Origin of the sequence: Streptomyces sp. NPDC052299, from assembly GCF_040679335.1 — a bacterium.
GTDB lineage: Bacteria > Actinomycetota > Actinomycetes > Streptomycetales > Streptomycetaceae > Streptomyces.
Window position 1 is genome coordinate 39,731 of sequence record NZ_JBFAUP010000020.1, and the last position, 12,975, is coordinate 52,705.

Annotated in this window: 15 protein-coding genes and 1 riboswitch; of the genes, 4 read left to right on the forward strand and 11 right to left on the reverse strand. The window is 73.7% G+C overall.

Annotated elements, in window-relative coordinates; genetic code table 11:
- Window positions 1-5: 5 nt before the first annotated feature.
- From amaP to AB0L33_RS28390, 5 genes are read right to left on the reverse strand one after another with little or no spacing between them, the layout of a single operon-like run.
- Window positions 6-593 (reverse strand): alkaline shock response membrane anchor protein AmaP, encoded by a 588-nt coding sequence (amaP, locus tag AB0L33_RS28370; protein WP_365685958.1) that lies wholly within the window; start codon window positions 591-593, stop codon window positions 6-8.
- Window positions 590-1,276 (reverse strand): DUF6286 domain-containing protein, encoded by a 687-nt coding sequence (locus AB0L33_RS28375; protein ID WP_365685959.1) that lies wholly within the window; start codon window positions 1,274-1,276, stop codon window positions 590-592. The genes amaP and AB0L33_RS28375 overlap by 4 nt, the downstream gene beginning before the upstream one ends.
- Entirely contained in the window at window positions 1,273-1,626 is a 354-nt protein-coding gene (locus AB0L33_RS28380; protein WP_365686081.1) for an Asp23/Gls24 family envelope stress response protein, read from the reverse strand. Before AB0L33_RS28380 ends, AB0L33_RS28375 begins: the two co-directional genes overlap by 4 nt.
- Before the next feature lie 5 nt (window positions 1,627-1,631).
- Window positions 1,632-1,823: a hypothetical protein gene (locus AB0L33_RS28385; protein WP_143624117.1), complete on the reverse strand. Its 192-nt coding sequence runs from the start codon at window positions 1,821-1,823 to the stop codon at window positions 1,632-1,634.
- 33 nt (window positions 1,824-1,856) lie between these two features.
- Complete coding sequence (locus tag AB0L33_RS28390) at window positions 1,857-2,339, reverse strand: Asp23/Gls24 family envelope stress response protein (RefSeq protein ID WP_073968401.1); 483 nt, start codon at window positions 2,337-2,339, stop codon at window positions 1,857-1,859.
- Between the two features lie 93 nt (window positions 2,340-2,432).
- Here AB0L33_RS28390 and AB0L33_RS28395 point away from each other — a divergent pair, with 93 nt between their 5' ends.
- A complete protein-coding gene (locus AB0L33_RS28395) occupies window positions 2,433-3,143 on the forward strand; it encodes a hypothetical protein (RefSeq protein WP_365685961.1) in 711 nt (236 codons plus the stop codon).
- A gap of 60 nt (window positions 3,144-3,203) precedes the next feature.
- Here AB0L33_RS28395 and AB0L33_RS28400 read toward each other — a convergent pair whose 3' ends face one another.
- The 3 genes from AB0L33_RS28400 to AB0L33_RS28410 all read right to left on the reverse strand — a co-directional run bounded on the left by AB0L33_RS28400 (window position 3,204) and on the right by AB0L33_RS28410 (window position 6,287).
- The gene (locus tag AB0L33_RS28400; protein ID WP_073864760.1) at window positions 3,204-3,995 is read right to left on the reverse strand and encodes an enoyl-CoA hydratase/isomerase family protein; all 792 of its coding nucleotides are present in this window, start codon (window positions 3,993-3,995) and stop codon (window positions 3,204-3,206) included.
- Between the two features lie 152 nt (window positions 3,996-4,147).
- Window positions 4,148-4,369, reverse strand: a complete 222-nt coding sequence (locus AB0L33_RS28405; RefSeq protein WP_007263382.1) for a helix-turn-helix domain-containing protein — start codon at window positions 4,367-4,369, stop codon at window positions 4,148-4,150.
- A gap of 319 nt (window positions 4,370-4,688) precedes the next feature.
- A complete protein-coding gene (locus AB0L33_RS28410) occupies window positions 4,689-6,287 on the reverse strand; it encodes an ABC-F family ATP-binding cassette domain-containing protein (protein WP_365686083.1) in 1,599 nt (532 codons plus the stop codon).
- A gap of 245 nt (window positions 6,288-6,532) precedes the next feature.
- Here AB0L33_RS28410 and AB0L33_RS28415 point away from each other — a divergent pair, with 245 nt between their 5' ends.
- Complete coding sequence (locus tag AB0L33_RS28415; protein ID WP_365685963.1) at window positions 6,533-7,420, forward strand: neutral zinc metallopeptidase; 888 nt, start codon at window positions 6,533-6,535, stop codon at window positions 7,418-7,420.
- Between the two features lie 156 nt (window positions 7,421-7,576).
- On the opposite strand, the gene AB0L33_RS28420 is transcribed toward AB0L33_RS28415, so the two are convergent.
- The 3 genes from AB0L33_RS28420 to AB0L33_RS28430 form a co-directional block, all read right to left on the reverse strand.
- Window positions 7,577-8,881, reverse strand: coding sequence for a hypothetical protein (locus AB0L33_RS28420; RefSeq protein ID WP_365686085.1), 1,305 nt, complete (start codon window positions 8,879-8,881; stop codon window positions 7,577-7,579).
- A gap of 184 nt (window positions 8,882-9,065) precedes the next feature.
- The gene (locus tag AB0L33_RS28425) at window positions 9,066-10,193 is read right to left on the reverse strand and encodes a hypothetical protein (RefSeq protein WP_365685965.1); all 1,128 of its coding nucleotides are present in this window, start codon (window positions 10,191-10,193) and stop codon (window positions 9,066-9,068) included.
- A gap of 90 nt (window positions 10,194-10,283) precedes the next feature.
- Window positions 10,284-10,943 carry a class II aldolase/adducin family protein gene (locus tag AB0L33_RS28430; RefSeq protein WP_365685966.1) on the reverse strand — a complete coding sequence of 220 codons (660 nt, stop codon included), beginning with the start codon at window positions 10,941-10,943 and terminating at the stop codon, window positions 10,284-10,286.
- Window positions 10,944-11,086: 143 nt separating this feature from the next.
- Between AB0L33_RS28430 and AB0L33_RS28435 the strand changes: the two genes are divergently transcribed.
- Both AB0L33_RS28435 and AB0L33_RS28440 read left to right on the forward strand, forming a co-directional pair.
- On the forward strand, window positions 11,087-12,358 hold the full coding sequence (locus tag AB0L33_RS28435; protein ID WP_365685968.1) for an inorganic phosphate transporter: 1,272 nt from the start codon (window positions 11,087-11,089) through the stop codon (window positions 12,356-12,358).
- A gap of 33 nt (window positions 12,359-12,391) precedes the next feature.
- On the forward strand, window positions 12,392-12,625 hold the full coding sequence (locus AB0L33_RS28440) for a hypothetical protein (protein ID WP_365685970.1): 234 nt from the start codon (window positions 12,392-12,394) through the stop codon (window positions 12,623-12,625).
- 145 nt (window positions 12,626-12,770) lie between these two features.
- Window positions 12,771-12,901, forward strand: a riboswitch (cobalamin riboswitch).
- The last annotated feature ends 74 nt before the right edge of the window (window positions 12,902-12,975 follow it).

The following is a 12,975-nucleotide window of genomic DNA, read 5'->3' on the forward strand; positions in this document are numbered from 1 at the left end:
GCCCGTCAGCTCACCCGCGCGGCCCGGTGCTTGACGGCCTTGAGCCGGACCTCGGCGGGCAGCCGGGCCAGCCCGGCGGAGTCCCGGGCGTGGGCCAGTGCCTCGTCGCTCAGCCTCCCCAACGCCTCGTCGGGGGCGGCGTGCGGCTCCATCAGCAGCCGGACCCGGGCGGCCGGGGTGGAGCGCTTGCCGGTCAGGGTGACCTGGGCGCGGGCGACCCCGTCCAGGGCGCCGGCCTCCCCGGCGAGCACCCCCTCCAGGGCGCGGCCGCGCAGCAGGGCGCCCTCGCCGTCGCCGCTGTCCACCAGCACCTCGTTGAGCCGGGAGCGGCGGAGCTGGGCCAGCAGCCACCACAGGGCGAGGACCACGAGGACGGCGAGGACCGCGATCACCGTCGGCCACCACCAGCCCTCGGCGCGCCAGCGGTCCCGGTCCGCCTCGCTGAGCAGGACGTCGTTCTTGCCGTACCAGGGCCACCAGGACGGCACGGACAGACCCGCCGCCGCGGCGAGCACACCGCCGCCCACGCAGACCAGCACCAGTCCGACGAGCCCCAGCAGTACCCGGTTGACGGTCCTGAGCACGCCGTTCACCCCTTCTTCGCCGGCCGGCGGACATGGACCGACAGGCTCGGCTGCCTGGCGAGTCCCAGTTCCCGGATGCCTGTGGAGAGCACGGTGTCCAGGTCGGCCCGTACGTCGTCCAGTTCCCGGAAGTGCGAGACGGCACGCACTCCCACCTTGCGCCGGCCCATGCGGACCCGGACCGACTGGACGCCGGCCACCTCGACGGCCCGGTCGCGCAGCACCATGGCCGCCGCCGTCCGGTCGAGCCCGGCGCGCACGTCGGTGTGTTCGCGGCGCATCGGCAGCAGGTCGCGCAGCCCGGGCGTGAGCGCGAGGAGCAGCAGCCAGAGCCCGAGGGCGGCCGCGACGGACGCGCCGGTCAGCACCCAGACGTCGTCGAGCTTCCGCGTCGCGAGCTCGTCCGCCAGGGTGCGGCGCCACTGCATCGCGGAGTGTCCGGCGCGGACCGCCGCCACGTCGTAGAGGAGCAGGCCGCTCGCGCCGAGGACCACCGCGGCGACGATGCCCGCGGGGATGCGTCGGGCGGCCCAGAAGCGCCCCGCGCCGCCTTCGGGCCGTTCCTTGTCGGGCGCGGGGTCGTAGGCCGCGGAGGAGGCCGACTGGTCGAGCGCGAGGACACTGCCGTGTTCCACCGCCCCGGCCTCGGGCCCTCGCCGCGTGCCGTCGTCCGGGTCGTGGGGCTCGGTCATCGAATCCTCCCCTGTGCCGCCAGGCTCGCTCCGGTGGGATGCAGGCGTTCGACCTGGACGGCCACCTCGGGCACCTCCATCCCCGCCAACGCCTTTACCCGCTCGGCGACCCGTCGACGCACGGCCCCGCTCTGGTGGCCGATGTCAGTGGGATATCCCAGCTCCAGGCTCACCCGTACGCGGGCGGTGTCGCGGTGCACGGTGACCGTGGCGCGCGGCGACGCCGCCTCCTTCGGGACGGCGTCCACCGCCTCCTTGGCCGCCTGTGCGGCGATCTTCGCGACCACCCGGTCGGCGATCCGTGTCTCTCCCCGTTCCCCGGCCGGGACCGGGCCGCTCGCCCCCGACACCTCCGTCACCGCCGTCGGTCGCCGCGCTCGCGACTGCGGAAGAAGTCGCCGGGTTCCAGGTCGCCGTCGAAGAAGCGGCCGGCGACGAAGCCGACCGCTCCGAGGGCGGCCACCAGCACAAAGGCTCCGAACCCGCCGAAGTACCCGGCGAAACCGAGCGCCATGCCGGCCAGCAGACCGGCCACAGCCATGCTCATCGTGTGCTCCTCAACCGCTCGGGGACGCCGGGACTACTGGACTCGGGACTCTGACTCGTCGTCATCGTCGTCCTCGTCGGGCAGCTTCACGTCGCTGACGGCGATGTTGACCTCGACGACCTCCAGGCCCGTCATGCGCTCGACGGCCGCGACGACGTTCTCCCGTACGTCGCGGGCGACGTCGGAGATCGACACGCCGTAGTCGACGACGATCTCCAGGTCCAGCGCCGTCTGGGTCTCGCCGACCTCGGCCTTGACGCCCCGGGTGACGGACTTGGAGCCGCCGGGGACCCGGTCGCGGACCGCGCCGAACGTACGGGACAGGCCGCTGCCCATCGCGTGCACGCCGACGACGTCGCGGGCCGCCATGCCGGCGATCTTCTCGACCACACCGTCCGCGATGGTCGTACGGCCGCGGGTGCCGGGGTCGCCTCCGCCGCGCTTGGTCAGGCTGCTGCCGCCCGAGGCGTTGCTGTCGGAGTTCTCGGGTCGGTTCCGCTGCGGGGTCTCGGTCATCGCCACTCTTCCCTTCGGGGCAGATTTGACTACTTTGCCCACATTAAGGGCGCTTGCCCCGAGTCGCGCCGTGGATACGGCAGTCTGGTGGCCATGACGACGGCTGACGGCCCGCACAGGGCCCACGCGTGGACGGCTGCGGTACGGCAACGGCTCTCCCTGGGCCGGCTGCTCCCTCTGGGGGGTCCGGCGGACGGCGCCTGGATCGCGGAGCGGGCCGCGGTCGCGGTGCTGCGCCGGGCAGCGGCGGGCCCGGAGCCCGGCCCGGTCCTCGGTGAGCTGCGGATCGCCGTGGCCGACCCGGACTCGGCCCCCGCCGCCCAAGTGCCCCCGCCCCCGAGCGCGCTGCCGCCGGGACCCCTGCGAATCGAGGCGACGATGACCGCGACGGCCGACCGGCCCCTGCCCGCAGCCGCCGACGCGTTGCGCGCGGCCCTTCTGTCGGCCGCCGCGCGCCGGCTGGGCCTGGTGGTCTCCGAGGTGGACCTGCGGGTGACGGGACTGCTCGACGGCTCGCCCGAACGGGTGAAGCCGGAGCCGGTGGAGGTGCGCCCGGTGGACGCGGAGAACTCCGCGGGGCGGGCCGCCGCCTCGGTGGCCGGGGTGGCGGCGCTGACCGGCGTGCTGGGCCCGGCGGTGCGGACGGGCGAGGACCATGTGCGCGTCGAGCTGGCGACGGAGAGCGGCCACCGCGCGCTGGACGTGGCCCTGGCCGTGCGCGAGGCGGTGACGGAGGCGGCCGAGGGGCGGCCCCCGGTCGCGGTGCTGGTCACGGCGGTCAGGGAGGACGGCGCGGCGGGCTGACCCCCGGCGCGGGTGCGGACCGGCGGGAGGCGTCACGGCCCCGGCCGGTCCGTCCACGCGTCAGCCGAGGGCGCTCGCCAGGTCGCGGAGGCGGCGCCCCTGCGCGGCCCGTTCGGCGGCGCGCTGCTCCTCGTACGTACGCGAGAGGGCGCCGCCCAGCAGGGCCTTGGTCTCGATGACGGCGTCGCGCGGGGCGGCCAGCAGGGCGCCCGCGAGGTCGCGCGCCGCGCCTTCGAGGTCGGCGGCGGGCACGACGAGGTTGGCCAGGCCGGTGCGCTCCGCCTCCTCGGCGTGGACGTAGCGGCCGGTGGCGCAGATCTCCAGCGCGCGGGCGTACCCGACGAGGTGCACCAGAGGGTGCGTGCCGGTGAGGTCGGGCACCAGGCCGAGGCTGGTCTCGCGCATGGCGAACTGGACGTCCTCGGCGACGATGCGCAGGTCACAGGCGAGGGCCAGCTGGAAGCCGGCGCCGATGGCGTGGCCCTGGACGGCCGCGATCGACACGATGTCGTTGCGGCGCCACCAGGTGAACGCCTCCTGGTACTCGGCGATCAGCGCGTCGAGCTCGGCCTCCGGGCCGCGCCCCATGTCGAGGAACGACGGCTCGCCGTCGAATCCCTCGGGGGTGAACGCCTGGCGGTCGAGTCCGGCGGAGAACGACACGCCTTCGGCGCGCAGCACGACGACCCGCACACTGCCGGGCAGGGCCCGTCCGGCCTCGGTCAACGCCCGCCACAGAGCGGGAGACTGGGCGTTGCGCTTCGCCGGATTGGTGAGGGTCACCGTGGCAACCGCGTCGTCGACGGTGAGTCGTACGCCGTCCTGGTCGAGCACGGAGTCGAGCGAGGTCATACGGGGCCTCCGGTTCGGGTGCAGTCAGCACATGAAGCTAAGTGACTGAACAGTAACCACCGGATCGACCCTGCGGCCGACCGGGTGGACACACCCGGAACCAGGGACCTCCCGGAGCCGTCCCGTGACGGGCCCCGATCCGCTGCCGGCCGTCAGGCCGCCGCGGCCTTCTTGCCTCGTGTGGCGCCGCCGCGTCCGCGGAGCGTCACTCCGGATTCGCTGAGCATCCGGTGGACGAATCCGTAGGAGCGGCCCGTTTCCTCGGCCAGCGCCCGGATGCTCGCACCGGAGTCGTACTTCTTCTTCAGGTCTGCCGCGAGCTTGTCGCGCGCGGCGCCGGTCACCCGGCTGCCCTTCTTCAGAGTCTCGGCCACCCGTGCCTCCTCATGGGAAGTGCGCTCTGGACTCTCATGATCACCCCTCGGGCGCTTCCTGGCCACCCATTCGGCAAGGTCTCTGCGACCGGATTCGCGCCCCGGGAGTGCGCCGGTGCGACCGGAATGCCTCATTCCAACGGGCCGCCGGCGGTGTCGTGCGGGCGCAGGGCAAGGAACGTCCAGGTCAGGGGCCGCACGGGCCGGGGGGCGCAAATGGGTGCGCCCGGCAGCTATCTGCCGGGCGCCACGCCGAGGTACGAGACCTCATCACACAGATGACGGATCACGAGTAGGCCGAATGATCCGGTCCCGGGGGTCAGGCCAGGGCGACCAGGTCCCGGTAGTCCGCACCCCACAGGTCCTCGATGCCGTCCGGGAGCAGGATGATCCGCTCCGGCTGAAGGGCCTCGACCGCGCCCTCGTCGTGCGTGACGAGGACGACCGCGCCCTTGTACGTGCGCAGCGCGCCGAGGATCTCCTCGCGGCTGGCCGGGTCCAGGTTGTTGGTGGGCTCGTCGAGCAGGAGCACGTTGGCGGAGGAGACGACCAGGGTCGCCAGGGCCAGACGGGTCTTCTCGCCGCCGGAGAGCACCCCGGCGGGCTTGTCCACGTCGTCCCCGGAGAACAGGAACGAGCCGAGCGTCTTGCGGACGGCGACGAGGTCCAGGTCGGGGGCGGCGGAGCGCATGTTCTCCAGGACCGTGCGGTCCGGGTCCAGGGTCTCGTGCTCCTGGGCGTAGTAGCCCAGCTTGAGGCCGTGGCCCTCCACGACGCGGCCGGTGTCGGGCTTCTCGGCGCCGCCGAGGAGCCGCAGCAACGTGGTCTTGCCGGCGCCGTTGAGGCCGAGGATGACGACGCGGGAGCCCTTGTCGATGGCCAGGTCGACGTCGGTGAAGATCTCCAGCGAGCCGTAGGACTTGGAGAGCCCTTCCGCCATCAGGGGCGTCTTGCCGCAGGGTGAGGGGTCGGGGAAGCGCAGCTTGGCGACCTTGTCGGCGACCCGGACCTCCTCCAGGCCGGACAGCAGCCGGTCGGCGCGCTTGGCCATGTTCTGCGCGGCGACCGTCTTGGTCGCCTTGGCGCGCATCTTGTCCGCCTGTGCGTTGAGCGCGGCGGCCTTCTTCTCGGCGTTCTGGCGCTCGCGCTTGCGGCGCTTCTCGTCGGCCTCGCGCTGCTGCTGGTAGAGCTTCCAGCCCATGTTGTAGACGTCGATCTGGGAGCGGTTGGCGTCCAGGTAGAAGACCTTGTTGACGACCGTCTCGACCAGCTCGACGTCGTGGGAGATCACGACGAAGCCGCCGCGGTAGGTCTTGAGGTAGTCGCGCAGCCAGACGATCGAGTCCGCGTCGAGGTGGTTGGTCGGCTCGTCCAGGAGCAGCGTGTCGGCGTCCGAGAAGAGGATGCGGGCCAGCTCGACGCGGCGGCGCTGACCGCCGGAGAGGGTGTGCAGCGGCTGTCCCAGCACCCGGTCGGGCAGGCTGAGCGCGGCGGCGATGGTGGCGGCCTCGGCCTCGGCGGCGTAACCGCCCTTGGTGAGGAACTCCGTCTCCAGGCGCTCGTACTTCTTCATCGCCTTCTCGCGGGTGGCGCCCTTGCCGTTCGCCATCCGGTCCTCGTTCTCCCGCATCTTGCGCAGGATCTCGTCCAGGCCGCGGGCGGACAGGACCCGGTCCCTGGCCAGGACGTCGAGGTCGCCGGTGCGGGGGTCCTGCGGGAGGTAGCCCACCTCGCCGGAGCGGGTGATGGTGCCCGCGGCGGGGACGCCCTCGCCCGCCAGGCACTTGGTGAGGGTGGTCTTGCCGGCTCCGTTGCGGCCGACGAGGCCGATGCGGTCGCCCTTGGCGATGCGGAAGCTGGCGGATTCGATGAGCAGACGGGCGCCGGCGCGCAGCTCGATGCCGGAGGCGGTGATCACGGGGAAGTACTCCAAGGCGGAAGGGAGGGCGGAGGAACGACGGGTGGTGACGGATCGACGCCGCTACTCACGCACACGCACAAGGAGAACTGCCATGGAAACCAGTCTACTGGCGGTGTCCACCGACTTTTCCGCGTGCTCCCGCGCCGGTCCGCCCGCCCGGGTGCGGGACGTGAACAGGGCATCACGGGGCGTATGACCGGATACTCGGCGAAGGGACCGTGGTCCGTTGCGGAGGGTGTGCGATGCAGTTCGACGACGACGCCGGTCTGGACACGTCGGAGGTCAGGGACGTACGCGGCAGCCGCGTCCCGGGCGGCCGGGCCACGGTGGGCGGGGGCATCGCCGGGGTGATCGCGCTGATCCTGGGGCTCTTCTTCGGGGTGGGTCCCGATCAGCTCGGGCTCTCGTCGGGCGACTCGCCGACGGCGACCGCGTCCTCGGCGGGGCAGGTGGCGCGGGAGTGCCGGACCGGGCGGGACGCCAACGCGAAGGACGACTGCCGGATCGTGGCGGTGGTCAACAGCGTGCAGGACTACTGGGGCCAGGAGTTCGCCCGGCGCGACGCGCGGTACGCGACGGCGCGGACCGTCCTGTTCACCGACCGGGTCGGCACGGCCTGTGGCTCCGCGACCTCGGCCGTGGGGCCGTTCTACTGCCCCGGTGACCGGCAGGTCTACCTCGACCTGGAGTTCTTCGACGAGCTGCGGACGAAGTTCGGGGCGAGCGGCGGCCCGTTCGCCCAGGCGTACGTCGTCGCCCACGAGTACGGGCACCACGTGCAGAACCAGATGGGGACGCTGGGCCGGACCCAGGACGGGCGGACCGGCGAGGACAGCGACGCGGTCAGGGTGGAGCTCCAGGCGGACTGCTACGCGGGGGTGTGGGCGCACCACGCGACGACCACGCCCGACGAGTCGACCGGGCGGCCGCTGATCACCGAGGTCACCCGGGCGGACGTCCGGGACGGCCTGGACGCGGCGGCGTCGGTCGGGGACGACCGGATCCAGGAGCGGTTCCAGGGGCGGGTCACGCCGGAGTCCTGGACGCACGGGTCCGCGGCGCAGCGGCAGGAGTGGTTCACGGTGGGGTTCCGGGGCGGGGACATGGGGGACTGCGACACGTTCCGCTGAGCGGGGCGGGCGCGGGGTGTAGCGCCTGCGGCGGGCCTGTTCCCCTGCCCGCCCCTTCCCGGAACCGGGGCTCCGCCCCGGGCCCCGCTCCTCAAACGCCGGAGGGGCTGGGGGTGCGAGGGCTGGAGGGGCTGGTTTCTGGAGCGCTGCCCCAGGTCAGGAACCGCCCGTGTGGACCTGGAAGGCCGCCTTGCGGACCGCCTTGGCCAGGGCCGGGTCCGGGTGGGCCGCGGCCAGGGCGACCAGGACCTGGACCGTGCGGGGGTGGCCGACGGCCCGGACCTCGTCCAGGAGGGCCGGGACCGTGCCCTGGACCGCCGAGTCGAGGTGGCGGACCAGGAGGCCCGTCTCCCCGTGGTCGGCGACGGCCGCCGCCGTGTCGACCCAGAGCCACGTGGCCTCCTCGCGGCTGAGGACCTCCTGGGCGTCCTCGGGGTCCGTACCGTCGTACTCGGCGAGCCAGAGCAGCGCGTACGGGCGCAGCGACGGGTCGGTCAGGACGGCCCGGACCTCGGGCTCCGCGGGGGCTCCGACGACGCGCAGGGCCTCGAAGGCCAGGCCGCGCAGGAGGGCGTCCTCGCCCCGGGCGACGTCGAGCAGTTCGGCGACGGCGCTGCCGACGGGGCGGGCGGCCAGCCAGGCGCGGTATTCGGCGCGGGCGGGGCCGGGGGTGAGGCGGGCGCAGCCGAGGAGCATGTCGGCGGCGGCCTGCTCGATGTTGCCGGCGGGGCTCTGGGCGGCGACGCAGATCTGCTCCAGCTTGACCCAGACCGCCCAGTTGCCGAGCGGCGTCAGCGTGGCCTGGCCCGCGCCGAGGGTGAGCGCCCCGACGTCGGCCAGGCCCTCCAGGGCCCAGTCCAGCAGGCGGGCGACGAGGGCCGGGGAGTGGGCGGTGGGCGCCGGCTGGGCGGGGGCGGGCAGCGGTTCGGGGCCGTACGGCACCTCGCAGCGCTCCTCGTGGAGTTCCGCGACGCGCTGGCCGAGCAGGTCGAGGAGGGCCGGCACGGTGACGGGCCCGGCCGAGAGCTGGAGCAGCGAGAGGACCTGTGGCACGGCCTCGACGGCCTCGGCGACGGCGGTGGACTCGACGCCCCGGGGCGCGGGGTGGACGAGTGACCAGGCGTCGAAGAGCGCGACCCAGCCGCGCAGCACGGCGGAGTCGTCCCGGTCCCAGGCGCGCAGCCGCCAGCCGGGCCGCGCGGTGTCGCCGTGGAGTTCGACCAGTCCGGCGAGCCGGGCCCGGTCCCAGCCGGAGCGCACCTGCGCCGGGGAGATGTCCAGCGCGGCGGCGGCGTGTTCGAGCGCGGCCGGCGGTGTGGTGCCGGGGGCCGCCCCGTCGGCCGCCCAGCGGGCGATCCGTACGGCGTCGGCGAGGACCGTCCGGGCCTGGCGGGCCAGCTCCGCCCGGGGTGGGGTGCCCTCGGGCGGGCGCGGCGCGGGCCTGGTGCGCCGGGTGGTCACGGCCCTTCGGGCGGTGGTGAGGGGTCGCGGGCGGACAAGACGCAGCCTGGAGTCGCGCGGGGTACGGGACGTCACGGGAGCAGTCTTGCCCCTGACGGCCCGAAAGCCCAAACGGAACCTGGGTCACCGACGTTGACGGGCCCGCGGACCGGCCGGGACCAATCGGCCGAACCGGTGCATCACCTCACATCAGGGGCGTGAGGAAGCGGCGCAGGGTCTCCTCGTAGCGGGCCGGGTCGGCGTTCCACATCGCCGCATGCGGAGCGCGGTCCACGGTGTGCAGGGAGACCAGGTCGGGGCGGGCGGCGGCGAGCCGGCGGGAGTGGATCCAGGGGGCCAGGGTGTCGTCGGGGCCGTGGAGCACGAGCGTGGGGACGTGCAGGGTGACGGGGACCGAGGTGTCCAGGAGGGCGGTGCCGGGCAGTCCGGTCTGCCCCTGGGCGGCGCGCACGGCCAGCGGCAGCAGTGCGGCGGGGACCCCGCGTGCGGCGGCCAGGCCGCGCAGGGTGTCGTTCCAGTCCAGCACCGGTGAGTCGAGGACGAGGCCGGAGATCCGGTCGCGGAGCGCGGAGCCCACGCAGGCGTGCAGCGCCATGGACGCGCCGGTTGACCAGCCGTACAGGATGACCTGCTCGGCGCCGTTGCGGACGGCGAAGCGGATCGCGGCGTCCAGGTCGCGCCACTCGGACTCGCCGAGGTGGCCGAGCCCGTCCGGGGAGCGCGGGGCGCCGGGGTCGCCCCGGTAGGCCAGGTCGAGCACGGGCAGCTGCCGGCCGTGCAGGAACCCCATGAGGTTGAGCGGGTGCTCCCGGGTGGTGCCGATGCCGTGGACGGTGATGACCCAGGTGCGGCGGGGCGCCGGGACGTACCAGGCGGGCAGTTCGCCCAGCTCGCCCGGGATGCGCACCTCGCGGAAGGCCAGGCCGAGGGCGCTGCCGGGGTCGCCGCTGTACACCTGGGGCGTGAGGCGGACCTTGTCGCCGGGGGCCAGGACGCCGTGGTCGACGCGTTCCAGCCGGCGCACGACGGTGTCGGCGGCCTGGTGGGCCCGGTCGAGCACGGGGCCGACGACGGCGTGGACGTCCTTGCCGGTCAGCCCGTACGTGCCGGGGCGCAGCGAGGTGAGGGACCGGGTCAGGGTGACCTGTCCGGCGGCCGTCGCGTGGACGGTGAGTTCGCGGTCGGCGGGGAGCGGTCGTCCGGGCGGCGTCTTCAGGGCGACGTCGCCGGCGAACCGGCCGGCCGCGACCGCTGCCGCGCCGGCGCCGATGAGTGTGGTGACGGCCGCTGCCGTCGCGGTAACCGGGCGCACACCCTCAGTGTCGGTCTCCGGGCGCCGCGATGCCAGTGGGCAGGGCCGTCCGGTGCCGCCCGTCTCCCGTCGACGCCGTCCGGTGCCGCCTCAGCCGCGCTGCCCGTAACCCTTCAGCGCCTCCAGGACCTCGCCGAGCCGGTCCTCGGACAGCAGGGCCGGGGTGCGGCCCGGTACGGCGCTCGCGGTGAGCCAGACGTGGCAGAGCCATTCCAGCTGGGCGGTGCGGTCGTACGCCTCGTCGAGCGTGGCGCCGTAGGTGACGGTGCCGTGGTTGGCGAGCAGGCAGCCGGTGCGGTCGCGGAGGGCGGCGAGCATGTTCGCGGCGAGTTCGGGGGTGCCGTAGCGGGCATAGGGGGCGACGCGGACCGTGCCGCCGAGCATCGCGGCGGCGTAGTGCACCGGGGGGACCTCGGTGAGCAGGGTGGAGACGGCGGTGGCGTGGACCGCGTGGGTGTGCACAACGGCCTTCGCGTCGGTGTTCCGGTAGATGGCCAGGTGGAGGGGAAGTTCGCTGGTGGGGGCCAGTTTCCCGAAGGTCTGGTTGCCTTCCGGATCGACACCGGTCAGATCCTCGGGGCCCAGCCGGTCGTACGGCACTCCGCTGGGTGTGACCAGCACCGTGTCGCCGATCCGGAGCGAGACGTTTCCGGAGGTTCCGACGACCAGGCCGTCGTCCGCCGTGCGGCGGGCCGCGGCGACGACCGCCTCCCATCCGCGGGCGATCGCGTCGTGCTCTCGGTCACTCATACGAAGATCCTTTCCGGCCCCGCCCCGGGCGCCGCCCGGGCACCGCCGCGGGGGTCACCACAGCGCCCTGTTCAGTTCATCTTCTGTTCACTCAAGTTGCCTACGTTCCACGTGCCAATGACGTCGAACGATTGCCTGGGTAAATGGAACACATCACGCTGCTGCTCGCGATAGTGATCGTGACAGCTCTAGTGTTCGATTTCACGAACGGTTTCCACGACACCGCCAACGCGATGGCCACGACCATCTCGACCGGCGCCCTCAAACCCAAGACGGCGGTCGCGATGTCCGCCGTTCTCAATCTGGTCGGCGCGTTCCTGTCCGTGGAGGTCGCCAAGACGATCTCCGGCGGGATCGTCAACGAGGACGGCCTCAGAACCGAGGTCATCTTCGCGGCGCTCGTCGGCGCCATCCTGTGGAATCTTCTGACCTGGCTGGTCGGGCTGCCGTCCAGCTCCTCCCACGCACTGTTCGGCGGCCTCATCGGCGCCGCGGTGATGTCCGCCGGCTGGTCGTCGGTCAACGGCGGCACCGTCGTCACCAAGGTGCTGCTGCCCGCCGTCGCCGCCCCGATCGTGGCCGGCGTGGCCGCGCTCCTGGCCACCCGCCTCACGTACCGGATCGGCGGGAAGATCCGTAACGACGCCCAGGAGAAGGCGACCGCCAAGGGCTACCGGGCGGGGCAGATCGCCTCGGCCGGGCTCGTCTCGCTCGCCCACGGCACCAACGACGCGCAGAAGACGATGGGCATCATCACCCTGGCCCTGGTCACCGGCGGCGTCCTCTCCCCCGGCTCCAACCCGCCGGTCTGGGTGATCGTGAGCGCCGGTCTCGCCATCGCCATGGGCACCTACCTCGGCGGCTGGCGCATCATCCGCACCATGGGCAGCGGCCTGACCGAGCTGAAGCCCCCGCAGGGCTTCGCCGCCCAGACCAGCGCGGCCACCGTCATCCTGGCCTCCTCGCACCTCGGCTTCTCCCTCTCCACCACGCAGTCCTGCTCCGGGGCCGTGATGGGCGCGGGACTCGGCCGTGCCGGGGGCGTGGTCCGCTGGTCCACCGCCACCCGGATGTTCGTCGCCTGGGGCCTGACCCTGCCGGCCGCCGGCCTGGTCGGCGCGGGCGCCGAGTTCCTGACGAAGCAGGGCACCTGGGGCGTCGTGGTCGTCGCGGCCCTCCTGGTCGCCGGTTCCGGGGCGATCTGGGTGCTCTCGCGCCGCAAGCCCGTCGGCCACGGCGATGTCGCACCCGGCACCGAGGACGTGGCCCCGGCCGAGCCCGCGGGTGTCGTCACCCAGGCCATCGCCGCCGTGAGCCCGCCGCCCACCGCGGCCCAGGCGCACGACCTCGCCGCCACCATTCCGGCGCCCGCCGGTCCCGTCGCCGCCGATCCGGCCCGACCCGCCACGGTCTGACAGACCCCGGTACTCCGGTAAAGGACAACCCGTATGAACATCGACTGGGCAGCTCTGGGCACCGTCTTCGGCGTCTCCCTCGTCACCACGGTCGCCCTGGTGGGCCTCTTCACGCTCGGCATCGTCGGCCTCTCCAGGCAGCCGGAAGCGGCCGCCGGGGGCGGTACGGCGGGCGGATCGGTCCTGCTGGCGCGGGCCGGGGCGTACGTCTGCTTCGGGCTGTGCGCGGCGGCGGTCGCGTACGGCATCTATCTGATCGTCGCCTGACGCCTCACCACCCCATCGGGCCGGACGCACCTCGTGCGCGTCCGGCCCGATGTGCGTCCGCCCACACCGCACCGCCGCAGGTCAACGGCGAGTTGACGGGCGTTCGCGGGGCGTGGTGGACTGCCGGAGCCATTACGGCGACAGCAGAGGAAGCCGGTGCGAATCCGGCGCGGTCCCGCCACTGTCACCGGGGAGCGGTCCCCCACCGCACGTCACGGCCCGCGCGAGCGGGCTGGAAGACCGGGGGAATCCGCCGATCCGGAAGCCAGGAGACTCCCTGTCGCCGTCACGTCGAACCAGGGCGCGGACCCTGAGTGAGGACATATCGCCATGCCCGGCTGCCGTGCGCC